Raw genomic sequence first — 26563 nt, forward strand, 5'->3', positions numbered from 1 at the left:
GTACAGAACACTAAAATTCATATCCTTATAAATATTTTTTTATTTATCGGAAAATAATATAACGAGCTAAAAAAACACCTAAAAGCAAGGTGTTTTTATACTGTTATATTCCTAATATTTTTCGGTTGAGTTCTTTGTCTATTCCAGTAGCCGCAAAATCATCAAATGCTTTTTCGGTTACCTTTATGATGTGATCTTTAATAAATATAGCTCCTTCTTTAGCGCCACTTTCAGGATGTTTGATGGCACATTCCCATTCCATTACTGCCCATCCATCAAATCCATAAGTTGCTAATTTGCTGAAAATTTGTTTGAAATCAACTTGGCCATCTCCCAAAGATCTAAATCTTCCGGCTCTATCAACCCAGTTTTCATAACCGCCATAAACCCCTTGTTTTCCTGTTGGATTAAACTCAGCGTCTTTGACATGGAACATTTTAATTCGCTCATGATAATGGTCGATATAACTGATATAATCTAGGCATTGCAATAAAAAATGAGATGGATCATAAAGCAAACATGCTCTTGGATGTTGGTTGACTTTATCTAAAAAGCGCTCATAAGAAACACCGTCGTGCAAATCTTCGCCAGGATGAATTTCGTAACAAACATCAACACCCGCTTCGTCAAAAGCATTTAGAATAGGCATCCAACGGTTGGCCAATTCTGTGAAACCATCGTCAACTAATCCAGCAGGTCGTTGTGGCCATGGGTAAACCGTATGCCAAAGCAATGAGCCACTAAAAGTAGCATGGGCATTGATACCCAAATTCTGAGAGGCTTTTGCAGCATATTTCAACTGTTGTACCGCCCATTTGGTACGCTCTTTTGGATTGTTGTGTACTTCTTTGGGAGCAAAACCATCAAATAAATGGTCGTAGGCTGGATTTACTGCTACCAACTGCCCTTGTAAATGGGTAGAAAGTTCGGTGATTTCTAATCCTGCTTCGTTTACTTTTCCTTTAATTTCGTCAGCATAGGTTTTACTTTCGGCTGCTTTTTGTAAATCAAAATAATGGCTATCCCAAGTCGGAATTTGAACCCCTTTGAAACCTAAATCTTTTGCCCATTTGCAAATAGAATCTAAATCGTTGAAAGGAGCTTCTGAACCTAAAAATTGTGCTAAAAAGATAGCTGGACCTTTAATATTTGTCATAACTATTTTGTTTTTTATATTATTTTAAACCATTTCCTTAGACCACAAAATCCATCCATTTTTGATTGGATTCACCCGATGCAATAGCTTGTTCGATAAAAGCCATTCCTCTTACGCCATCATCAACACCTGTAAAATCAAGCATTTCTTCGGTTGGAGTTTCTTGTTTTAGTTCTGCTTGAATTGTTAATGCAAAATTGCGGTACAAATTGGCAAAGGCTTCCAAATATCCTTCTGGATGTCCGCCTGGTGTGCGTGTGTTGTGTTTGGCAAAATTACCTAAATAGGCACCGCCGGTTCTTAAAACTTGGCGAGGCTGGTCTATCCATTTCATCACCAAAGAATTGGCGTCATCTTGCTGCCACTCCAAGCCACCTTTTTGTCCGTACACTCTAATTTTAATATTATTTTCTTCACCTGCCGCCACTTGTGTAGCAAACAAAATTCCCGAAGCTCCGTTATCGAATTTTAAAAGTACCGTAGCATCATCATCCAGTTTTCGACCTTCGACAACTGTATTGATAGCAGCATTAATTTGAGTTACTTTCAAACCCGAAATGTATTCTGCAAGGTTAAAGGCATGCGTACCAATATCACCCAAACAACCTCCTTTTCCGCTTTTAGAAGGATCGGTGCGCCAAGCGGCTTGTTTGTTATCCCCGCTTTCTTCCAATTTACTCAACCAACCTTGTGGGTATTCGACATAAATTTTGGTAATAACACCTAGTTTTCCAGCGGCAATTTGTTGTTTGGCTTCTTTCACCATTGGATAACCCGTGTAGGTATGCGTCAAACAAAAACGTTGTCCTGTTTCTTCGGCTACACTTTTCAAAATTTTAGCTTCCGCTAAAGAAAAAGCCATGGGTTTATCTAAAATCACATGAAAACCAGATTGCATCGCCAATTTTGCTGGTTCAAAGTGAACGTGGTTTGGCGTTACAATACTTACCACTTGCATGCGCTCATTTTCTGGCAATAGTTTTTCTTTTTCGAATAGTTCGACAAAAGACGCATAACATCTTGCTGGATTTAAACCTAGTTCTTTTCCGCTTTCTAATGAAACATCTGGATTGGAACTAAAAGCTCCACAGACCAATTCGTATTCACTATCAATTTGGGCGGCAATACGGTGAATGGCTCCAATAAAAGCACCTTTGCCTCCACCTATCATTCCAAGTCTTAGTTTTTTTGACATAATAGTTATTGTTTTTTACTAGTATAAGCAGCAATAATCTAAACAATTATTGCTGCTTACTGTAGCTATTAATTTAACTCTCCCGCTGTATAAGGTAGCGTTCTGTTAGCAGTATTTTTTCTAATTTTAGCCACTTCCTCTGGCGTCACCATTTTTGCTTTATTTCCAAAATCACTTCTTACGTAGCTCAAAACTGCTGCGATATAAGCATCGTCGTTTTCAAGAAGAGAAGGCATTAGATTGGCAGTATAACTTGTACCGTCAATAGGTCCAGTCAAACCATGAAGTAAAATTTTGATTGCTTTTTGAGGATTCTTTTCATTAATGGTTTTGTTTTTTGCTAATAGAGGCGCTAAAAATTCTTTTTCGCCCAAAGCAATTCCTTTACCATCCATTCCGTGACAAGCTGCACAAAGAGTTTTATAAATATTAGATCCTTCACTAATTACTTTTTGTTCTGCAGCGTTCATTAACTTTTCTTCTTCCAAGCGCTTTTTATCTGCTATTTTTGCATTTTCAAACGCTTTTACAGAAGCAATCAAGACTTCATTATTTGGATATTTTTCCATCATGAAATTAATAATGGCTTTTGCCTTTGGACTCTCATTAAAACGTAGCGACAAGGCCAGTTGAAACCTTACATCTGCGCTTGGGTCATTTTTGAGTGCTTCTAAGTTTTCGACAATAAAATTATTCGTTTTGGCATTCATGAAATTTTCACTTGCCCAAACAGCCGTTTTTCGAACATTAGCATCGGTGTCTTTAAAAGTAGCAGCCAATAATTCTTTCGATAAAGAATGCATACCACTTAAAGTCCATAAAGCATGCATTTTGGCTAAGTGATTTGGCGCGGTTTTAACCATCGTTTCCAATTGAGGCACTACACTTTTATCATTACGCAAAACCAGTAATTTTTGAGCGTTTTCTCTCCACCAACCATTTGGGTGGTTCAAGTACCCTACCAATTTGGCACTACTAGCATCTAGCAAATCAGGTTTAACTTTTGACGGTTTAATTTTATCATAAACCACTCTATAAATACGACCACGACCTACGTTTTTCTCCAATCCTTTTTTCAAAATTTCTGGTCTTAAAAAACTTCCTTCCCTTGTCCAGTTGCTTTCTTGAATAATTCCGTGGTACATATCCACAATATACAAACAACCGTCAGGCCCTGTCGCCATGTTTACTGGTCTAAAATTCATATCTGCAGAAGCGATAAACTCTTGCTGATTATAGGCGTTTTCAAGTGTTATTTTACCATCATTGTTGTGCACCACTGCTCTTCTGATGATACGTCCTACGGGTTCACAAACAAAATAATTATTTTTTAAATCAGCAGGTAGCGCATCACCTCTAAAAATTGTTTGTCCTGTGGAAGCTGTAAAGTGATTTAATGTTCCGTTAGGTCTAAGTCTCTTTAGTCCACCTTGTACATCTGGCGTAACAATAATAGGCCATGGCTCGACAAAATCTCCAACTAACTGGTCTTTGAATTCTAAATTTCCGTAAAAATTGCTCTGTTGGAATCCAAAAGCAGGATTTTCACTTCCAGCTGATGATTGAAACAAACGTCCGTAGTCATCAAAACCTAATCCCCATTGTCCTTGAGGATTTCCATGTAATTCTTCTGGAATTAATTTTCCGTTTTCGAATGAGTAACGTATTTTGTTTACGGTAACATAAATGCGGTTGTCAAGATTCCACATCAAACCACTTTTTTGATGTTCTAGGTTTTTCTGGTCTCCATCATTATTTTCATAAACTATTACTTTTTCGTCAGCATGACCGTCGTTGTTTGTATCTCTGTAGCTGTATATGTTGTTGGTCCAGGTTTCGTTTACTAGCAAGCGATCGTCTAAGCATAACATCATTCGAGGCAAAACCAAACTATCTAAATAAACCGTTGCTTTGTCCATTTTACCATCAGCATTTGTATCTTCCAACAGTTTAATTTTGCAAGTATTCATTTTTTGACCAGTACCGTCAATATCTTGCATATAGGTATTCATTTCGGCTACATACATTCTACCGTTTCCGTCCCACACAATGGCTACAGGCTCACTTACCATAGGTTCATCAGCAACTAGTTCAAGATGATATCCTTTTTGCAAAGCCATCAATTTCATGCTTTCTTCTGCTGAAACTGGCAATGGATTTGGATTCGTATTCAGGATTATTTTCCCCGTTGCATCGCGTTGAAAACTGTCTTTATAGGTTTTACAAGTAACTATCAACGTTAGCAATACAACAAAACCTAATATATAATTAATTCTTTTTTTCATGACTTGTATAATTTTTATTTGCTTTTACCCATTGCATATTTAATTCCGCCTAATAAATGCTGCAGAAATAACGGTTCTTTATAGGATTCATCCGTATGCCCCAGCTCTGTATAAAATGCCCTTCCACCATCAAAATTGTGGTACCATGCCATTGGGTGATTAGCTCCCATTTTGCCTTTTCCAGCATCATAAGAAGTCTCGTCAATAGAAACAAGCACTTTTAAATCTGGTGCCATCCATTTAAAATTGTACCATTCGTCTTTTCTCTTCCAGTCGGCTGGAAGGTGTTTGGTCGAAATATGTTTGCGATCACTTACTTTCAAAACAGCTTCTTGTTGTTTGGGATGGCTAGAAAAATAGGCTCCAACTAAATTGCCATACCAAGCCCAGTCGTATTCACAATCTGTTGCTGCATGAACCCCCATAAAACCACCACCAGATTTAATATACTGTTCGAAGGCTTGTTGTTGCTCTTCGTTCAAAACGTCACCTGTTGGACTTAAGAAGATAACCGCCGCATATTGCTTTAAATTTTCTTTATTGAAATTCTTGCTGTTTGTGGTAGTATCAGTTTTAAACCCGTTTTCTTCTCCCAGTTTCATAATCGCTTTTATGCCAGCCGGAATCGATTGATGGTGAAACTTTGCTGTTTTACTGAAAATCAAAACTTTATTTGATTTCTTAGCAAAACTAGTTCCTGTCGAAAAGACAAATACAAGCGCCAATAAAGCAGTTAATACAGTAAAATGGTTCTTTTTGGTTTGTTTCATGGTTCGAGCTATTTAAAAATTAGTTCTTAAAAGTAATCCGTAGGTGCGTGCTGTCGCTAAGTGTGCTGCGCCAAAATTGTAAGCGTAATCTACGTATTTTTTATTGGTTAGATTCTCAGCCCAGATAGAAATTTCTAGTTTTTTGAAAGATATTCCAGCCCTAGCATTAAACAAATGATAGGAGTTTTGAGATAGTTGATTGGCTAAATCAAAATATTGTTTACCCAAATACTTCCATTCTACCCTTGCAAATGATTTGACACTCTCTGTTATTGACTGTTTATATTGTGCTGCCAACATAGATGTAACAGCAGGTGTAAACAATTGTTTTCTAGAGTTGAAAGTTTCTGTATTTCCATTGTCTGACAAAGTCAAGTCTTTATATTTTGCGTCTGTAAATCCAAGATTATAATTCAATTCTAAATTTTTGATCGGAATAATTTCTGTTTGCAACTCGATACCTTTACTAGTCAACTCCCCTACGTTTTTGGTAACGGTAATGGCATCTGGCAACATTAAGGTTGGTACTTGTGCATTGTTTACTGTAGTGTAAAAAGCAGCTAGATTAAGACGCAAACGATTGGCTAAAAAGGTGTTTTTACTACCGATTTCAAAATTGTTACTAAATTCTGGCTCATAGGTTTGCAAAGCTTCTCTAGGATCACCAGACAATTGGCTTATCCCTCCAGTTCTAAAACCTCTATTATAAGTCGCGAATAAGTTTGAATTTGAATTGATTTTATACTGTAATCCTGCTTTTGGACTAAAAGCATCAAAACTAGCTGAAGCAGAAGTTTCTGGAAAAATAGTTCCCACGGCATCACCATCAGGCTGACGCTCGCCTTGAGCAGTTTGCTTTCTTTCTTCAAGATCATAACGCAATCCTACAGAAAGATCCAGTTTTTCGTTTAGTGCATAGGTTCCTTGTCCAAATAGTGCCAAACCATTTCCTTTTCCTTGATTGGTATTGATGTAGGTTACATTACTTTCAGGTGCACCCAACAAATTTCCATCTGCGCCAATGTGTGTTCCTTGTTTTACTGGATTGTCTTGATGAAACAAATAAGTTCCTGCAATCCATTTTAATTTCGATGTTGAATTTGCTTTCGAACTAAAACGCAATTCTTGACTAATGACATTGACATTATTCCAATCTCTACCGTAATTATTTACTATTGCATAGCCATCCAATGGAGAAAAATCACCATCAATAGGCGTTTTGTAATATCGGTAATTGCTTTGGTAAGCTGTTTGTGAAACAAAATCAAATGCGTTGGCATTGTACTTTAATGACAAACTAGTATTAAAAGTCTTATCGACCATTTTTGCAATACTATTTTGGTTTAAGTTATAAGGATTTGATAACGCCTCGTCAATACTTGACGCCAAAGGAAAAGCACCATTATTATTATTTAAAATATGCTTCGCGTTTAAAGTAATAGACAATTTGGAGTTTGGTAGGAACTTCAAATAATAGTTCCCCATGACACTATTTTGCTTATCAAAATTAGAGTTATTGAAGGTATTAGTAAAATAACCGTCTCTTTTGGTATACAAACCACTTGCTCCAAAAAACAATTTATCTTTTACAATAGGTAAACGAACACCTGCACTAATGCGTTGTTGGTTAAAATTACCTATACCTAATTCAGCAAAACCCGTTGTCTCATTAGTTGGCTGCTTGGTAATAATGTTGACCACACCACCCATTGCATTTCGTCCATACAAAGTTCCTTGAGGACCTCGCAAAACTTCGATACGTTCAATATCCTGCAATTGTGAGATGTAAGTATCCAAACCAAACTGGTTCACGCCATCAATATAGGTAGCCACAGCGGGATCATAAGATGTTGTGGTAATTCCTCTAATAGAAGTGACATTGCGATTATCACCAGGATTGGCAGCATTAAAATTAGGTACAATAGCTGTAATATCTTTTATATCCCAAATTTTGTATTCTTTGATTTGTTTCTCTGTTAAAGTCGAAATACTTACTGGCAGATTTTGTTGGTTTTCTTCACGTTTTTGAGCACTTACGATTACCTCGTCCAATTCATTTTCAGATTTAGAAAGTTTAAAAACTAAACTGTTTTCATTTTTAGCTGAGATGCTTACTTTCTGACTGAAAGTAGCATACCCGACACCTTTTATTTTTATAACATAATCACCATAAGCTACATTTTCGATACTAAAACTTCCATCATTACTAGAAGTTGTATAGTGATTGGTATTTAAAATCTCTATTGTGGCATTAGAAATTCCTTGATTTACATTATTAACTACTTTACCTTTAAATTGAAAAGACTGATTTGCTAAAACTGCAAAACTGCACGTTAGCATTAAACATAGTAATAGGACTTTTTTCATTTTATGGTTATATTTTATTTAATTGATAAAATATACTTGATCATTTTTTTGGCTTCTTCTGGTTTCAAGCTTGAATGCGCAGACATAGGAATAGGTCCCCAAACGCCTGAACCACCTTTTACTACTTTTTGGCTTAATAAAGTATAATTAGCCTCCGATGCTATATATTTCTTAGCGACGTCCATATAACTAGGGCCTACCAACTTAGCATCTACCTTATGACAAGCCAGACAATCTGATTTAGTAATAAGCGCTTTACCCTCTGCAATTTCAGCTGATGTCGCTTTTTTAACTTGTGCGCTAACAGTAGTTGATGAAATAAGTAAGAATGCAATTGCCATGGTTACTGACAATAAAAATTTGTAAATAGTTTTCATAAGGGTTAAATGTTACTAGTTATTATAGGTTATTTTTACTCTACCATACTGTACTGTGCTGTAAATTACAACTAAGTACAAAGTCTAGATACAGTCAATAGTAAAAAAGAGGAATCATGAATTACAAAAATTCTAATTACTTGCAATTACAAGAATTAAATGATTCCGCTTTTTTGAATTTTTTTTAAGATAGTAAGTGCCATATTCTGTTTTAATAATTCCTATAGCAAGATGGTTTCTATGGGACAATATTTTTAATTTACCAATTGCCAAGAGCGTACCCAGTTATAAGTAGTCGTTCTATCCTTCAAAGAGCCATTCAATCCTCCATCAGCAGGAACTGGATTCCAATCATACGTCTCCACAACCAATCGTAAATACATTTTAATATCAAAATTTGCTGGTGGTTTTACAGTTGAAGTATGTTTACCATCTAAAAAGAATTGCACCTCATCAGCACTTTTCCACCAAACTCCGTACACATGGAAATCATCATATACTTTTCCACTTACTGCTGCTTTAGCACCATTGGAAGCTTTTTTATAATCGCATCCTTCAGGAATATTTCTACTGTGTGTATTCGAATTCATTTGTTGATCAAAATTTTTCATCCATTCCTTTGGACTAGTAATTTGGCCTACAGTTTCTAAAATATCTAATTCGGTAGTTCTCTTATCGCAACCTGATGTGTTTTTTCCTTCATTAATCAACCAAAAAGTTGTAGACATAAAGGTTTTATTTGCTTTTACTTCACACTCATAATACCCATAAGTTTTTCCTTCTTTCGACCCCACATAACCTCCACTATGTGTAAATTCCTTCCCTTGTTTCACCACTTTTTCGGGTAACATTTTAGAAATTATTTTTAGACTTCCATCAGAAACACTAATATTTTCAGCCAAAAATAATCCTGGAGCACGACCAATCCATCCTATACCTGATATTTGCCATTTGGACTCATCCACTTTTTTACCATCAAACTCATCGGACATTTCTTTTATCAATGACCATTTTTGAGTTGCAGGTTTTGGATCATTTCCTTTTTCGAAAAAAGGGCCTTTTTGAGCAGAAAGTCCCGTTACAAAAAGTGAAGATACTAGACAAAAAACTAGTCTAGTTTTGCTGTAATTTGATTTCATAGTTTTCTTTGGTTGTAATTTTAAAATAGATTTATTAGCTATAATAAAACTAAGGTATTATCTATTTTTAAAATAAGAAACTAAAAAACCATTTGTCTCCCAAAAATACACCAAAATGCTCTTATTTGCTAAAAAAGAACAATTACCCCCCTACTTTTGCTGCACTCAAGAAACCTATATTTAATGTCTGATCATTTATTACTCCTATCTATAATGGAAATCTAAACTACTAATCTAGTTTAATTTGTCTAGTTTATTTTTCAATAACAATTTCAATTCTTCTACTATTACAGGATTTTCTTGGGCAATATTTTTAGCTTCTTTAGCAGTAGATTTTTCGTCATACAATTCTGTTGCACCATTTTTATGAAGTGTAAATCGGTATTGCATTGTTCTAATACTATTCGCTTTTCCATTGTAACTAAAGGCAACATGACCATTACTTTTTGCATCTTTAAGTAATGGCAGTAATGATTCGCCATTTGCAAAACTTGGTTTTTCGATACCACTTAAATCATATAATGTTGGAAAAATATCGACTGTTTCAACAATTCCATTAGATTGTTTTCCTTTTGCTTTTAATTCTGGGTAGGAAATAATTAAAGGTGAACGAACGCCTTCTTCAAATAAATTGTGTTTGCCCCAAATGGCATGTTCACCAAGATTCCAACCGTGATCTCCCCACAATACAATGATGGTATTTTTATCCGCTCCTGTTTCTTTCAATTTCGCTAAAATAAAACCTACTTGTTCGTCGGCATAACTAACACAGGCGGCGTAATGCTTGCGTACCTCATCAGCAAATTCCTTATCTGTATTTGGATTTTTACCCCAAAGATTGTATTGAAAAAACTCACCTGAATTGTGCCAAGTCGAAACAGAAGTCGGTTTTTCTGGACTTTGTATAGGTGGGAGTTTGACATTTTTATACAAATCTAAATATTTCTTTGGAGCGCCAAACGGCAAATGGGGTCTAATAAGTCCAACTGCCAAGAAAAACGGCTTGTCTTGACTAGCTAATTTTCCGAGTTGCTTAATCGCTTCATTGGCTATATGACCATCAGGATAACTAGTATCTGGACCATCAAATGACTGAAAAACATCCATCTTCGTTTTTTCAGTCGATCTTATTTCTCCATTTGCCAAACCGTGCATAGCACCACGTGGATGTTCCCATTCTGCCACCGGCATCAACTGCTCATTCCAAGCATTTGGCATTTCGATTACATTTACATCATTCCAATCTTTACCTCCTAAACCGCCCGGATGATGCGATACTTTACCTACCGAAACTGTTGTATATCCTTTGTTTCTAAACCATTCTGGCATACTTGGCGGTACGGCATTTGGGTTCACTTTTAGTTTTTCAGCTCTTTCAAAAATAGCATCGTTTCCTGGGTCTCCGTACCTCCCTGTTAACATGGTGTAACGGGAAGGACCGCAACTTGCCGAATTTACATAATGGTTTAAAAATACACGTCCTTCACTGGCTAGCTTGTCTATATTCGGACTTTTGATATAGGAAACCCCAAAAGAATTCAGCTCTGGACGCAAATCATCCATACAAATTAATAGAATGTTTTTTTGACGTTCTTGTGCTTGAATTGTAACACAAAATACCATTCCAAAAAGTAGCGTAACCAATTTTAAATTCTTCATTTTTATTTTTTTATTTCGAAAAATATTTAACCAAACATAGGATTTATTTCACAATCATAGATACTCAAAAGCAGTGTTACAATTGTAATAAAATCTAATAAGCTATTTCGGTTTTTGTATTATCTGCATTTGTAACAGTCACCTTTTCTTTGCTAACTTTTACTTTTTTGACAACGGTCAATTCTGCATTTGTAAAAGGAATTCCTGATTTTTTCCAAAGCATAGCCGTTACATAAACCTTATTTTTATCGGCTGGATCATAACTTCCTGATACATTAATCACAGTGCTCTCCTTTGTTTCTGGATGAATACCTGTAGACGTTATCGTTTGAATACCTTTCCATCCTTGTATGGGAACTAGTGCCAATTGATAATTGCCATTGTCTATAATTTGTACTTCTTCTTTATTTATTTTTCGAATAGTTTTCGAAATAAAACCATTGATATGCGGCAAAGCATAATGTCCCAGCGTAAAATCAAAGGCTGTATTCCCTTCCATTTTATCCACTCTCAAAATACCGTTTTCAATCGGAATATCTGCCAATTGAATACTAGCATTATCCACATACTCAGCGATTAATTCTCTATAATAAACACCCTTTTCAAACTTTTTAAAATCATAAACATGTCCAGATTCAAACGGATGGTCTGCTTGTTTTGTTTTAAAAACATAGTTCATTGCTGCAGTTCCTTCGCTATTGTCGGCTTGCCATGTAAACTCTGAGTTGTACGATAATTTGTTGTAGTTTTCACTAGATCGAAAAGATTCCTTAATTCCTTTTTGAGGAACATTACACCAAGCTCTAATTTCAGACGCTCCTATAGACGGATAATTGGTCACCAAAATTTCCGAATTTTTGTAAAAGTGATTGGTAGTGGGCGCATTTTTTAATTCTTTATCCCAAACACCACCATTTTCTTCTTCATTCCAGAATTTACTATCAGCAGGTGAAAACAAACTCAAGAACGCTTTTCCCATCCAAAATACACTTCCACGACAACTGTAACTTTGTGTTGAAGGCTCAAAACCACCATAAAAACCAAGAGTTGGAATCTCATCTTTTCTAAATTCAGGATGCTGTAAAAATTGCAAAAGCACAGCAGACGATGTTCCACGTAAGCCACCCCAATTGGCATTTGGCAAGTCTTTTTCATAATAGCTCATTAACGGAAACGAACTAATAGACGCAAATCTATAGGTAATACTTCGACCCCACATGATCATTTTGCCGTCTTTGCCAAACATGTACGGATAATTGGCTTCTACTGGTAGGAAGTTCCTTTTGAATTTCTCTGCAATTTCTGGGTAATGCTTATCTCCAAAGTATTTACTCCAAACCGGACCATACATTTGAAACGCCCACATACTATAATAATCGAAAGCAGGATTGTCATTGTACCAACCGTCTTCTCTATAATGTTCTAGTGATTTATTCAAGTAGTCTTCTAGCAATTTTTCATTTACTTGGTATCCTTTTTCCTTAAAATAACTTAAAATAAAGATATTGAAGAATTTCCAGTTAGAAGGCACGGTGTATCCATCTCCATAACTAATCATCGTTTTGGCCAATTTATCTTGCTGTGCTTTGGTTAAGGGGTCCCATATAATTTCGGGAATCATAAACATCGATACCGAAAGCGCTCCAAACTCTACCAGTGTTTGTCCCGGCCAATCTCCTTTTTTCATGGCAATATAAGAAGGATGGTTTTCATCAATTAAATTTACGATGTTCTTACGATAATATTCGGCTATTTTAATACCGTTAATTTCCAAATTTGGATTTTCTTTTAATAATGGTGCAGCCACAAATAATGTTCGACACAAACCTTCCAATTTTTCGACTGGACTGTTACGGCCATCTTTAGGATATGATACCGTACCCATTTTTGGAAATTTCAAAGGATCATCGTAGTTTTTTACGTAACTAAAGGCTCCTTTCAATAAATACTTAGCCGCATCGATCCAATGTTGACGGGTCATTCCTGTTTTTGGACTTTTTACAAAATCAGGATTCTGAATCTGAAAAATAGGTTGTCCGCCTACCATTTTGTACACTTCGGATCCAGCTGCCAAAAAAGCTCCTGAACCATATACTTCCGTTTTGTCTGCCCATGCACTTCCGGGAGCTGCGCCTATAGGCTGTACATAACCCAACATGCCCTCTTTTGTAATATGCGAGCGCAAACAATTCCATGCTTTTTCAATATGTGGCGTATAGATCGCTTTATCGAGTAATCCGTGGTTCACTCCCCAAGCCAAACCAAAAGTAAAAAAGGAAGTTCCACTCGTTTCTGGAGTTGGGTAAACATCTTGCCCTAATAAACACATTGCCCAATGTCCATCTGGCGTTTGAATTTCGATTAATTTCTTTGCCATTTTTAAATAAATAGCTTTAAAATATTCATATTCTTTCGATCCAGGTTCGTATTCGTCCATTAATAATGTTAGACCTCCAAAGACCCAACCATTACCACGGGCCCAAAATATTTTTTTGCCATGATCTAATTTTCCAATATAGCTGTTATCTCTGTAAAAAAGGCTTTCTTCCTCATCGAATAAATGGGCTCGAGAGGCTTCATATTCCTTCATCATGAAGTCATTGTACTTTTGTTCTCCAGTAATTTTTGCCAATTTTGCCCAAACAGGAGGAGCCATAAATAAGGCGTCACACCAAGTCCAGCGCTCTACATTTTTGTAATTGTCTAGCGTTATGGGTTGCGAACTTGGATTGTTAAGTACATAATCAATCCCTTCCTTTGTTGGTTTAAGCATGGCAGAATCTCCAAATTTTCGGAACAATTCTAGGTGCATTTGACCAATAGTGTGATCGTCGGCCATGTATTTGCGTTGGTGTAATTTCCAGTTTTGCTCCTCACCTATTTTTCGCAACCAATTCCAATAGCGGTCGTCTTTTGCAATTTCGGCATATTTGAGCAGGCCAACATAAAAAGCACCATTTGTCCAATCGGCAATATGATGGGGTTTGTTCTTATCACTATAAACATCCCTAAAATGTTCTATTTGCCAATCGGCTACCCGTTGCATTTCGTTACGAACAGATACTGGATTTATAGAATAGTTGTTTTGTTGCGCCTTTCCATTCGAAAAAAAGAATAGTGCAAACAATAAAAACCGAATTGAATTTTTTAGTTCAAATAGCATAAAATGGTAGTTTTTTGGTTTGGTACAAATGAAAATTAGTTTTTATAAGGATAGACCCTTTTATTTATGTAATTTTCGAAACCAAATATAAATAGTAAAATCCGAATTAACAGAAGTTAACGGTACTTGTAACCGTTACACAGCAAACCTTTTAGACTATAAAATCCACTAAAACAAGATGATAACAGAAAACATATCAAAAGAAGATAAAATTTCACAATTGGAAAGAGTATTGGAAAGCGATACTTTTAAGCTGTCACCAACGAGTTCTAGATTGTTGCGTTTTTTGACCAATGCTACCCTTGAAGGAAAAGAGTTAAAGGAAACTACTGTTGGAATCGAAATTTTCGGAAATTCTTTTATCGAAGATGCGAGTTCGTCAAAGATGAGAGTTAGTATTTACAATTTAAGAAAAAAACTAAAAACGTATTACAGTGACGAAGGCAAAAACGATGCTTTAAAAATTGAAATCCGAAAAGGACAATATTACACTGATTTCATCATTAATAAAGAAATCAGCATAGAAAAAAAAGCAGTTGATAATTACAAAAATCGATTTGTAATGGCATTATCTGCCGTTGGTGTGCTTGGTCTTTTTGTGATTGGACTTTTGTTTTATTTTCTATACCAGCCTTCTACACCTATTTGGGATTCGTTTTTTACCAATAAAAAAGAAACTATTGTAGTTGTGGGCGATGTTTTTGGAGTGCTAGGAAAAACCGCCACGGGTCAAGTGGGTTGGAATAGAGATTATAACATCAATTCGATGGCAGATTTTTATAAATTAAAAAATGAAAATCCTAAAGTTGCTAAAGGAATCAAACCTTCTGATTATACTTATTTGACAAGTTCAGGCGTACTAGGAACGAAGGTGCTATCTGATTTTTTCTTCCAGCAGAAAGCTGATTTTGCGGTACGTTTTTCGAGTAAATTAAATTATGCCGACTTAAAGGAAAACAATACCGTGTACATCGGACCAATGAAGAACAAAAATATGTTTATTGATTATGTAAATAATTATAATAAACATTTTAATATTCAGGATTTTAAAATAAAGTACAAGAATAATTCAAAAAAAATAGATACCGTTTTTGACTTACGCGAAACAGATGGCATCAAAGATTATGCTTTGGTCTGCAGAATTAAAGGCCAAGCCAATAAAGGAGAACAGTTCTTTTTCTTTTCCGATCACGACATTGGAAATATTGCTGTAGTGGAATATTTTACCAACAAAGATAATTTAGCTTCTTTTGTCAAAAAATACCTGCAAGAAAGTGAATCATTTGTAGCTGTCTTTTTGGTCGAAGGAAAAGACAGAACCAATCTCGGCATCAAGCTGCTTTATGTAGATGCTGAAAAAGGGAAATAACGATAAAAGTCGCCCTAATTAACCATACCGATTATTAGGGGCGACTCTTTTATTAAAATAGATCTAAGTCTATGGAAACAATATATCCAAACTACTTATTTACCACTAAAAACTGTCCAATTTGAAAAACTTTACCTGGCGCTAATTTCACTAATTTTATAGTCGTTGTATGTGAGCCAGCTTTAATTTCGTCAAAAAATTCATATTTGGTTTGTGTCCCTCCATTTCTAGAGTTGAGACTAACTATTTTACTAGGGCCTCCATCTGTCGTAACCTCAACTTGAATAGCTCCCTTGGATTCTAATATAGTCGTAAGTCCTAATAAAAAACCATCCCAGTTTAAGGTAAACGAATCACCAACAGTTGTTGTTTTCATTGCCTTATCAAAAAGTGTTTTATCGCCGCCATTTTTATCTGTTAGATCAGCATTAATATCAACCTCGTCACCTACATCTGCAGTTTGCCATCCTCCACTAAATTTAGCAGAAGTAACAGGTACCATTGAAGCACTAGAAAATGCATTATCTTTTAAAGGAGCAGGAATCACATTGGGACCCGGTGTACCAAAATTTTCGATAGATTTAAGGGAACGAACAAGTACATTTCTATAGATATCATGTCCCGCATCTACAGGGTGCGTACCATCATGGGTAAATATAATTTTCCCGTCGGCAGGACTATCTCCTTTTTTAAATACTAATTTATTTTCATTCAATAGTTTCACCACTTCAAGTCCAAATTCTATAGAAGTAATGCCATAATGATTGGCTACAGGCTCCATAAAAACACCTGCATTAGTTTGATTTCCTTTTTTAATGTCTTCAATCATTCCTTCAGAAATGGTGTAAACAATACAAATTTCGGTATTCGGATTATTTTTCCATATTTGAGGAATCAACCCTTCCAAAGCTCTACCTTGATATGCTCCTCCATTATTTACCCTGTATTCTATAAAAACCATATCTGGATTATGAACGAGCAAATGATTATTAATTCTACAAGCACCATATTCGGGACCAGTTCCTCCAATTGCTGCGTTTATCTGACTGATTTTAGCTGTTGGAAATTCGCTTTTAAACCATTCTAACGACTTTTCTCTCCACAAACCGCCGTTGGTTATACTTCCTCCGATATAGCCAATTTTCACTTCTTTACCTGCTTTTAGCTTTTGAAACAAATTTGGCAAACCATCCCTAACTCTAAGTTCTTCTGTCTTTTTAGGATCAAAATTATAGGTTTTTGATTTTGTTGCAACTTGGGCTGAAACAGAGCTGAAGTTAATAACTAACAAGCTAAGTACTATACTAATTCTAAATTTCATATTGTTCTATTTAATGTATGTGATTTTATTCTAAAGCCTTAATGGGAATACTTACTGTTTTTCCAAATTTTCAGATTTTACTCCTGCTTTAAAGTCTTTCGCCAATTGTAAATATTTTTTGGTCCTTGCTTCTCCTTCATAGCTATCAAAGACATCACCGTTTCCGAACATTCTAGGGTCATTTTGGATTTTCAATTCCTCAAAAAGTTCCTTATGAAGCTCTTTTTTTACTTTATCATATTTAGAATTTGAAGCTAAATTATTTAGACATTCAGGATCTTTCTTTAAATCATACAGCTCCTCTTGCGGTCTTTTTTCATAGCACATTATAAATGGCAAACTTTCATGGGGTAGGTTTTTGGTATATTCTTTCGTCGGACTTTCATCTGTATCTCTGTAATCTGCTTCAGGATTTCCAGAAGGCCATCTTTCTGGGTGAAAATTATAAGAATAAACAAAGTCTTTATTATGAATGCTACGTACTGGATATCCCCATCCGTTGGGTCTACTTGGGTCATTTCTTTCACGTCCTGTGATGACATTGTCTCTGGATTTGCTAGCATTATTATTAAAGATATCGACTAAACTTTTACCTTCAATTTTTTGCATTCCACTACCCTTTTCTTTAATATTTACAATTTCAAAAACAGTAGGTGCAATATCTGTAAAGCTTGCAAAATCATTGACAACTCTTCCTGGTTTTTCAATCTTATTAGGCCATTTTACAGCGAAAGGAATACGAGTTGCAAAATCAAAAGGATGCCCTTTGTATCTAGGAAACGGCATCCCATTATCGGAAGTTACAATAATGATGGTATTCTCCAATTCTCCTAAACTTTCTAGGTGGGCTAATATTTTACCTAAATGATTATCATAGTGTTCTACCTCAACAGCATAATCCAAAATATCATTTTTCACAACTTCAGAATCTCCCCAAAAAGTAGGAAGGAAATCTACATCAGATAATTTTTTTCCGTTTTTATTTACTCCCGACTTATACTCGTAACTTCTGTGTGGCTCTTTGCAACCATACCAAAAGAAAAAAGGAGTGTCTTTTGGTTTATTAGCCATAAAAACTTTAAAATTCTCTGCATAATCTATTTTATTGATACCCGCAGCAGGAACATTCTTGTTTAGTATTTTATTATATTCTTTGCCTGTCAACTCTCTAACTTTTCCTTTTTCGAATACACCTGGCCCCCAGCCTTTTCCTGTAAAACCAGTAGCATAGCCATTCTCACCAAGAACTTCAATAAAACTTTTGAATTTATCCGGCCAAACAGGCGTTAGGTTTGCGGCATTTTCTATCTGCCACGGGTTTCTACCAGTCACAATTACAGCTCTAGAAGGCGAACATTTACTGCTTGGGGTAAACATATTGTTAAAAAGCAACCCTTCTTTTGCAACTTTATCAAAATTGGGCGTTTTTAAAAACTTGTAGCCATAAGCACTAGCGTGCGACATATCATCTGCTATGGCAAACAATATATTAGGTCTTTTAGTTTGACCAACCATTACCTGATTCGTTAGTACAACAAGAAGTAGTACTAATTTTAATTTTATATACATAGGATCTATATTTATTATTTTATTCGTCTTTTTCAGCTTTTCCATTTTTCCCACCTTTTCCGCTTTTTTCTTTTCCTCCATAAACAGCCATATATTTGTTGGCCAATTCTGTTACTTTGGCAGGGTTTGCATTAGCAAGATTTACCAATTCTGTAGGGTCTTTTTTTATGTTGTATAATTCCCATTTGCCGCCGTTGCGCTGAACAATTTTAAAATCACCCGCTCTAAACATTCGAAAATCTTTGACACCCGAAATAAAATAGTCTGGTTCTTTACGCTCTTTTCCATTAAAAATGGGTACTAAAGAACTTCCTTGTAGCGGAATCGTTTTGAATCCTTTTATTGTAGCTGGATACTGGATATTCATTAAATCTAAAAATGTTGGTGCGATATCTACAACATGACCCGGCTGATCAGTGATTGTATTTGGCTTAATCTTATTTGGCCAATAGGCGATAAAGGAAGTACGTCCGCCGCCTTCATATCCCGACTGTTTAAATTGTCTGAAAGGTGTGTTTCCTACGTTTGCCCATGATGTACGTAAACTCCAATACGAATTTGCAGGACCTGGTTCAACGTCTTTAATCAAATTCGAATAAAAAGGACAAGCTCCATTATCACTTAAAAAAAGTACTATGGTATTTTCTAACTTTCCTTCTTTTTCTAATTTTTTCAGGACACGGCCTATATTTTGATCCATTCTATCTATCATGGCTGCATATACAGACATTTCTAAATCAAGAGAATCCTTTTTAGCCTCTGACAAACTAGACCATGGAGAATAATTAGAATAATCGGTAACAAACGGACCTCTATGTTTGTTTAAATTATTCTCAGGAGGACTCAATTTATAATCTTTGGAAATAACGCCTAATTTTTGCATTTTTTCATAGCGCTCTTCTCGTACTTTATCCCAACCCTTTTTATATTTCCCTCTGTACTTTTTAATATCTTCTGGTCGTGCCTGCAAAGGGTAATGTGCTGCGTGATAAGGTAAATACAAAAAGAAAGGTGTGTCTTTTTTGCTACACGTTTCGTCCAACCATTTTAAAGCATAATCCGTCATAAAATCGGTTTTATACAAAGGCGAAATTTCATGCTCAATTTCTTTTGGGTTTAACTTTTTACTTCCTTCGTAAAAAGGATGCGAAAATTCACCAGATGGAGGTACAAAATACTCTGTTGTTGACGTAAAATGTAACGAACGGTCAAAAGCATTTTCCGCCTTACAATAATCGGGTATCCAAGTATTAAAGTGCTCTTTACCACTCATAATCGTTGAATAACCTGCTGTTTTAGCTAAACTGGCTAAATGAACGGCTCCATTTCCACCAGAATACAAACCAGTTAACAAGGAAGATCTAGTTGCAGCACATTTTGCCATATTGTAAAAGGTAGTAAATCGTAAACCTCCATTTGCCAAACGATCAATATTGGGGGTTTGAATTTCTGCACCATAAGCACCAATGTCTGAAAAACCGATATCATCAGCCATAATCAGAACGATATTGGGTTTCTTATCCTTGCTTTGACCAAAAGAGTTAATTGTTATTATCGAAAGAATTACTGCTAGCAAAATTCTTTTTGAATTAATATATATAGTATTCATGCTTATTGTATTTAAAATATTAAAATAAAGTAGACACTCCGTCGTTTCGAATTTCTAAATAGGTTTTCATCATTGATTTAATTCGATTGGCTTGCTCTGGTTTATTGATCAGATTTTCTGACTCTTTTTCCTGTACATTATCTTTAAGGTTGTACAGTTCTATTGGAGTAAGTTCTCCTAAAGCCTTCATGCCTTTTCCTTTTAAGATTAATTTATAATCACCATCACGTAAAGCATAGAAAGGACCATCTTTTGCTTGAGAAGCATGAACTAAATATTTATGCAGTGGTTTTTTATCTCCTTTTATAAAGACAGGAAGTAGGTCTGCTGAATCCAAAACTTTATCTTTATCCAAAGAGATTCCAGTAATAGAAGCAATTGTTGCCACCATATCACTAGCATAGATCGGAATATCCGACTGGGTTTTGGGTTTAATTTTACCAGGCCAAACAGCTATAAATGGAATACGATGCCCACCTTCATAAATAGACGCTTTTTTACCTTTATATTGACCGCTTGAATTGTGCCCCGCCTTCAATAGGACTTCGTTTTCGTTTAAACCACCATTGTCTGATGTAAATACAAACAGCGTGTTATTATACAATCCCGTTTTCTTTAATGCAGCAATCAACATACCCACTTGTACATCCAATTCTACAATCATATCTCCATGGGTTCCCAAAGTAGCTCCAGCTATTTTTACCCCATTTAATGCTGCAGGGGGACTATGTGGGACATGAACTGCTTGACTGCAGTAATACAAATAAAACGGTTTCTTAGTATAAACCTGCTTATCAATATAGGCAATAGCTTTAGTGGTTAAGATGGAACCCGCTAAAGTTGGATCCCAATTCGAATCGGCTATACTTCCTTCTTTAACATTTTTAGCTTCATCTGCATATTTTAGTTGTTCAAAAGGGATTCTAGTTATTATTGAGTTCGCCGAAATCTTCATGAACTTTCCGTTTTCATAATAGACATAAGGAACATTCTGAATGCCTTCTGGCAAAGCCACCGAATATTCAAAACCATAGTATGGCGCTCCTTTATCATTTTTTTGATATCCAGAAATGGCTGCAGGACGACTATCCCAATCGCCTCCAAGTCCCCATTTTCCAAAGAAAGCAGTACTATACCCTCCTTTTTTAGCAATCCGCGCTACGGTTGTAAAATGAGGTTCAATACCTGCATCTCGGTCAGGTCCCCAAACCCCCCAGGGGCTATTCGTATTTCTATACGGTAGATTCCCTGTCATCATTGAAAAACGTGTTGGAGCACATAAGGATGCTGGTGAATGCGCATCGGAAAATTGCATTCCAAGATCAACTAATTTATCAATATTAGGTGTAGGCACTATAGGCTCTTTACCCGTTAGTTGCTTGTGATAATAACCGATATCTCCCACTCCTATGTCATCAGACATAATCACTACAATATTCGGCTTCTTTGTTTGAGCCATAACTACTTGACTCGACAAGATCACTAGGACAATTAAATTTCTTATTATTTTATACATAATGTCATACTGCTATTTATTAATATAAAGTAGACGCACCATTTTTTCGAACTTCTAAATAGGTGGCTTTCATCGACTTAATTCGATTGGCTTGTTCTGGATTATTAATCAAATTTTTTGCGCCATCTTCTGTAACATTATCTTTAAGATTGTACAATTCTATTGGAGTAAGTTCTCCTAACACCTTCATACTTTCTCCTTTCATAATTAATTTCCAATCCCCTTCTCTTAAAGCATAAAAGGGTCCGTCAAGTGCTTGCGATCCATGTATCAGGTATTTGTGAAGTGGCTTCTTGTCTCCTTTTGTTAAAATCGGCAATAGGTTTGCTGAATCAAGTACTTTTGTTTTATCCAAAGGCACACCTATAATAGTAGCAATTGTAGCCACCATATCAAGACCATAAATTGGAACATCCGATTGCGTTTTAGGTTTAATCTTACCAGGCCAAACAGCAATAAATGGAACGCGATGACCCCCTTCATAAATGGATGCCTTTTTTCCTCTATATTGATTACTTGAATTATGACCTGCCTTCACTAGTGCTTTATCGTCATTTAAACCACCATTATCAGAGGTAAAAACAAATAATGTATTTTCATAAAGTCCATTTTCTTTTAAGGCAGCTAACAACATGCCTACTTGAACATCCAATTCAACAATCATATCACCATGTGTTCCTAATGTTGCACCAGCAATTTTTTTTCCATTCAATTCTACTGGAGGTACATGCGGTGAATGAACAGCCTGACTGCAGTAATACAAATAAAAAGGTTTCTTTGTACGCGCTTGTTGATTTATATAATTGACCGCTTTAGATGTTAAGATAGAACCCGCCAAAGATGGATCCCAATTTGAATCACCTGGACTTCCTCCCTTTTCCTTTTTAACCTCTTTCGTAAGCATAGTTTGTGAAAATGCAATTTTTGTCAAGGTTGAATTTTCCTTTATCTTCATGAAATTTCCATTTTCGTAATAAGCATAAGGAACATTCTGAATCCCTTCTGGCAAAGCCACCGAATATTCAAAACCATAGTATGGCGCTCCTTTATCATTTTTTTGATATCCAGAAATGGCTGCAGGACGACTATCCCAATCGCCTCCAAGTCCCCATTTTCCAAAGAAAGCAGTACTATACCCTCCTTTTTTAGCAATCCTCGCTACGGTTGTAAAATGAGGTTCAATACCTGCATCTCGGTCAGGTCCCCAAACCCCCCAGGGGCTATTCGTATTTCTATATGGTAGATTCCCTGTCATCATTGAAAAACGTGTTGGAGCACATAAGGATGCTGGTGAATGCGCATCGGAAAATTGCATTCCAAGATCAACTAATTTATCAATATTAGGTGTAGGCACTATAGGCTCTTTACCTGTTAGTTGCTTGTGATAATAACCAATATCTCCCACTCCTATGTCATCAGACATAATCACTACAATATTCGGCTTCTTTTGGGCTGCAATCTTTGTGATCGAAAAACAAGCTATTGCAACCAAGGTGAATATTCGAAAATCAACGAGAATCTTATTCATAATTATATATATTATTGTGTTTAATTTATTGACAAACTTTCCTTTTTAAACTATTCTACTTTTTTAATGTACACGTAAAAAGCAGCAAAAACGTTATTTTCATTGTTCGAGAAAGCGGCTTGCAAATGCTGTCTCCCTTTTGAGAGATAAGCTTTGAAAGTTATTTCCTTTTTCTCCATATCCACATTTTTCTCCATATGAATCCCTTCTATATCTAATATTGCTTTTTTAATGTCAAGCTTTACTCCTGCAGGTTTTGCCTCGTACCAAGGAGAATCTTTTCCCAAGGCAGGAACTACACTATTAAATCCAAGCCCAGATTCGCTTGGCCACCTTCGCAGTGCTATTTCATACTCCCCTTCACGCTGCACATCGATCATCCAAAATCCGGTCCCTAGAGAAGGCACTTTGGTAATATAAGGATCTCGAATGTAACTTTGTTCCCAAGTAACGGGAGCATCTGTATGCAGATCGTGAGCGGTAATAATCGTTTCTTTGCGGTTTGGAGCACCAACTTTATAGGCTTCATAATGTCCAAAATCAGTAGAAGTATACGCCCACCAATTTTCGTAAGCTGTTCTCATGTCTTTGACTTTTTCAGGATAATTGCTAGCAATATTTTTTTCTTGTCCAGGGTCTTTGCTTAAATCATACAACTCTTTACCGTTAATCAAACGCCAACTTTCATCCATTACCGAACATTGTCTCCATTTTTCAGGTTGCTGAACACGGTTATTGTCCACTACGCAATACCGTTTTGGCCAATCTTTTACCTCCTGCCTCATTAATGGCGATAAATCGCGTCCGTCACGTCCTGTATCAGGATGATTATTTATACCGCACAAACTGACCAAAGTGGGAAGAATATCATAGTTCATTGCCAATTGATTAATATCACGACCGCCTTCTATTTTTCCATCTTTCCAACGGATAAAGAATGGAACACGATGACCTCCTTCGTATTGAGATCCTTTATATCCTCTCATCCCTGCATTATGAGGATACTTGCTCTTGCCGTCTTTTGTAAGCTGAAAAGCAGCCCCATTATCTGTAGTAAAAATCAAAATTGTATTGTCTTTAATACCTAACTTTTCAAGCTTTTTTCTAATATCGCCATGTTATCGTCTATGTTGGTAATCATACCATAATAGGCCTTTTGCATTTCGTTTAGCTCCTTGTCATTTTTATAAAGATTATAATATTTTTCAGGAACATTAAGCGGACCGTGAGGTGCATTAGTAGACAGGTAAACAAAAAAAGGTTCGTCTTTTTTGCTTTCGATAAAATCTATAGCATTCGAAAAAAATACATCTGTACAATATCCTGTATATTTTTGTGGAATTCCATTATGCCAATACGTATCATCAAAATAATCGTTGTCCCAGTAATCGGGTGTTTGACCAACTCCTCCTCCACCAAGTGCCACCGTTTCGTCAAATCCACGGTCTTCTGGGCGATACGGATATTCATCTCCCAAATGCCATTTTCCAAACATACCAGTTGCATAGCCATTTTGTTTAAAAACTTGTGGCATAATCGTAAACTTCTCTCTCATGATGCTACACCCTCCAATGGTATGCCATACACCCGCACGATTTCCTTCTGCTCCACTCATCAAACCTGATCGACTAGGAGCACAAGTAGTTCCTGCATGATAATTGGTTAAACTCACCCCTTCATTAGACAATTTATCCATCTGCGGCGTTTTGATAATTCTGTTGCCATTGGCTCCAACATCACCGTATCCTTGATCGTCGGTAATAATTAAAATTACATTTGGAGGCCTTTTATCAGCTGCTTTTACAACAGTTCCTAGTGTTAGGAAAGCAAGAGCCATAATAGACGTAAATCGTTTCATTTTTATCATCATCATACTATTTTATTTATATATTTTTTTAAAATTAATCGTTCCAATGATCCTTGATAATCTTTTGGATGTTAGGATAAGCTCCATCTTCCTCATTTAAATCTTTACGCTTTTGCGCTAATTCTTTCTTTAACTGCTTTATAACAGCTGCGCATTTAGGATCACCATATCTATTATCCATTTCATAAGGATCTTTTTTTAGGTCATAAAATTCCCAAGCCACTGGTGTTTTGAAAGCAGGTAGAAAATTTTTATTTTTCCCTTGCCAGTTTACAAGATCCTCTCTGTAAGGTGCTCCATAGAAAAATATAAGTTTGTATTGTTTTGTTCGAATACCAAAATGTGCTGGATTATTATGTAGATGCGCCATATGCATCCAGTAACGATAATAAGATGATTGTTGCCAGCCTTTAGGCTCTTTGCCAGCCTTTAAAATTTCCGCAAAACTATTTCCCTGCATGTAGTTAGGAGTTTTTCCTCCTGCTAATTCTAAAATCGTTGGCGCAAAATCAGCATTATTTATTATCGCATCTGTTTTTACTCCGGCTTTAATCATTTTAGGATAACGGACCAAAAAAGGCATATGTAAGGACTCCTCATACATCCAACGCTTATCCATATAATCGTGCTCTCCTAACATAAAACCTTGATCTCCAGTATATATGATAATAGTATTATCCATCAAACCTTCTTTTTCTAAGTAATCAAAAATTCTTTTTACATTATCATCAACCCCTTTTACACATCGCAAATAGCGTTTTAGGTATTCCTGATAGGCTTGTCGTTTATAATCATCATCCGAAAGATTAGGATCTATATTCATATGAACTCCCATATTTCGCACTACATTACGTCTCCCAATCGACGAGCCAATGGTATCCATCAAAGAGTTGTTATACCCCTTAGTCCCTACCGATCCATTATTTTTGTTATCCCACAAACTCGCTGGCTCTGGAATGGTTACATTTTCTAAATATTGAGCATAACGTGGAGCGAACTCAAACATATCATGCGGTGCCTTAAAATGATGTAATAATAAGAAAGGCTTGTTCTTATCTCGTTTGTTTTTCAACCAATCAAGAGTAGCATCGGTAACCACATCAGAAGAATGTCCTTCATATTTTTTACCTGGAAATGTTCCTGTTTCTTTGTAGGGACGGTAATTTTTCACCGAATCTGTGGCCCCTTTTTCTATCATCACCGGATTAAAATATTCTCCTTGTCCATAAAATACTTTGAAATAATCAAAAGCATCTGGGTTTTCTTTTAAATGCCATTTACCAAAAATAGCTGTCTGATACCCTAATTTATGCATCTCTATTGGTAAGTACTGACGGTCGGCAGGAAGACTACCATCTAAATCAAGTACCCCATTGGCTTGACTGTATTGACCAGTCATTATGGAAGCTCTTGAAGGAGTACATATTCCGTTGGTGCAAAATGCATTTTTAAAAAGTATTCCTTCCTTGGCTAAGCGATCGATAGTAGGCGTTGGATTTAATTTTGCCAAACGACTTCCGTAGGCTCCAATTGCTTGCGTGGTATGATCATCTGCCATTATATACAAAATATTAGGCTTGTCTGACTTTGTCGTTTTTTTTATCTGTTGCGAAAAACTTAGTAATGGAAGTAACCCCAAAACGATGACACTATATTTTATTACTTTAAAAAAT

The 26563-nt window shown here is 36.0% G+C and carries 16 protein-coding genes and 1 pseudogene; 1 reads left to right on the plus strand and 16 read right to left on the minus strand.

Translation table 11 applies throughout. The features are described 5' to 3' along the window. Positions 1-103 precede the first annotated feature (103 nt). The 9 genes from FFWV33_RS15005 to FFWV33_RS15045 form a co-directional block, all read right to left on the minus strand. On the minus strand, positions 104-1156 hold the full coding sequence (locus FFWV33_RS15005; protein ID WP_108741661.1) for a sugar phosphate isomerase/epimerase family protein: 1053 nt from the start codon (positions 1154-1156) through the stop codon (positions 104-106). 37 nt (positions 1157-1193) lie between these two features. Next, positions 1194-2351 carry a Gfo/Idh/MocA family protein gene (locus tag FFWV33_RS15010; protein WP_108741662.1) on the minus strand — a complete coding sequence of 386 codons (1158 nt, stop codon included), beginning with the start codon at positions 2349-2351 and terminating at the stop codon, positions 1194-1196. Between the two features lie 68 nt (positions 2352-2419). Next, positions 2420-4636, minus strand: coding sequence for a DUF7133 domain-containing protein (locus tag FFWV33_RS15015; RefSeq protein ID WP_108741663.1), 2217 nt, complete (start codon positions 4634-4636; stop codon positions 2420-2422). A 14-nt stretch (positions 4637-4650) separates the two neighbouring features. Then, positions 4651-5406 (minus strand): ThuA domain-containing protein, encoded by a 756-nt coding sequence (locus FFWV33_RS15020; RefSeq protein WP_108741664.1) that lies wholly within the window; start codon positions 5404-5406, stop codon positions 4651-4653. A gap of 12 nt (positions 5407-5418) precedes the next feature. Continuing rightward, complete coding sequence (locus FFWV33_RS15025; protein WP_108741665.1) at positions 5419-7773, minus strand: TonB-dependent receptor; 2355 nt, start codon at positions 7771-7773, stop codon at positions 5419-5421. Positions 7774-7787: 14 nt separating this feature from the next. Beyond that, entirely contained in the window at positions 7788-8150 is a 363-nt protein-coding gene (locus FFWV33_RS15030) for a c-type cytochrome (protein ID WP_211316269.1), read from the minus strand. Positions 8151-8404: 254 nt separating this feature from the next. Then, on the minus strand, positions 8405-9289 hold the full coding sequence (locus FFWV33_RS15035) for a family 16 glycosylhydrolase (RefSeq protein ID WP_108741667.1): 885 nt from the start codon (positions 9287-9289) through the stop codon (positions 8405-8407). Between the two features lie 234 nt (positions 9290-9523). Continuing rightward, a complete protein-coding gene (locus FFWV33_RS15040; RefSeq protein ID WP_108741668.1) occupies positions 9524-10948 on the minus strand; it encodes a sulfatase in 1425 nt (474 codons plus the stop codon). 94 nt (positions 10949-11042) lie between these two features. Next, positions 11043-14111, minus strand: a complete 3069-nt coding sequence (locus tag FFWV33_RS15045; RefSeq protein WP_108741669.1) for a DUF2264 domain-containing protein — start codon at positions 14109-14111, stop codon at positions 11043-11045. 178 nt (positions 14112-14289) lie between these two features. Between FFWV33_RS15045 and FFWV33_RS15050 the strand changes: the two genes are divergently transcribed. Further along, the gene (locus FFWV33_RS15050) at positions 14290-15480 is read left to right on the plus strand and encodes a hypothetical protein (protein ID WP_108741670.1); all 1191 of its coding nucleotides are present in this window, start codon (positions 14290-14292) and stop codon (positions 15478-15480) included. A 91-nt stretch (positions 15481-15571) separates the two neighbouring features. Here FFWV33_RS15050 and FFWV33_RS15055 read toward each other — a convergent pair whose 3' ends face one another. From FFWV33_RS15055 to FFWV33_RS15090, 7 genes and pseudogenes are all read right to left on the minus strand, one after another. Further along, positions 15572-16801, minus strand: a complete 1230-nt coding sequence (locus FFWV33_RS15055; RefSeq protein ID WP_108741671.1) for an SGNH/GDSL hydrolase family protein — start codon at positions 16799-16801, stop codon at positions 15572-15574. 51 nt (positions 16802-16852) lie between these two features. Then, complete coding sequence (locus FFWV33_RS15060) at positions 16853-18370, minus strand: sulfatase family protein (protein WP_108742573.1); 1518 nt, start codon at positions 18368-18370, stop codon at positions 16853-16855. 19 nt (positions 18371-18389) lie between these two features. Continuing rightward, positions 18390-19979, minus strand: a complete 1590-nt coding sequence (locus FFWV33_RS15065; RefSeq protein ID WP_108741672.1) for an arylsulfatase — start codon at positions 19977-19979, stop codon at positions 18390-18392. A gap of 19 nt (positions 19980-19998) precedes the next feature. Continuing rightward, positions 19999-21495 (minus strand): sulfatase family protein, encoded by a 1497-nt coding sequence (locus FFWV33_RS15070; RefSeq protein ID WP_108741673.1) that lies wholly within the window; start codon positions 21493-21495, stop codon positions 19999-20001. A gap of 19 nt (positions 21496-21514) precedes the next feature. Next, on the minus strand, positions 21515-23023 hold the full coding sequence (locus FFWV33_RS15075) for a sulfatase family protein (protein WP_108741674.1): 1509 nt from the start codon (positions 23021-23023) through the stop codon (positions 21515-21517). A 50-nt stretch (positions 23024-23073) separates the two neighbouring features. After that, positions 23074-24896, minus strand: a pseudogene (locus FFWV33_RS19555) (arylsulfatase). A gap of 28 nt (positions 24897-24924) precedes the next feature. Next, a complete protein-coding gene (locus FFWV33_RS15090; RefSeq protein WP_425433136.1) occupies positions 24925-26529 on the minus strand; it encodes a sulfatase family protein in 1605 nt (534 codons plus the stop codon). Positions 26530-26563 lie beyond the last annotated feature (34 nt).

The sequence above is a fragment of the Flavobacterium faecale genome (genome assembly GCF_003076455.1).
Classification (GTDB): domain Bacteria; phylum Bacteroidota; class Bacteroidia; order Flavobacteriales; family Flavobacteriaceae; genus Flavobacterium; species Flavobacterium faecale.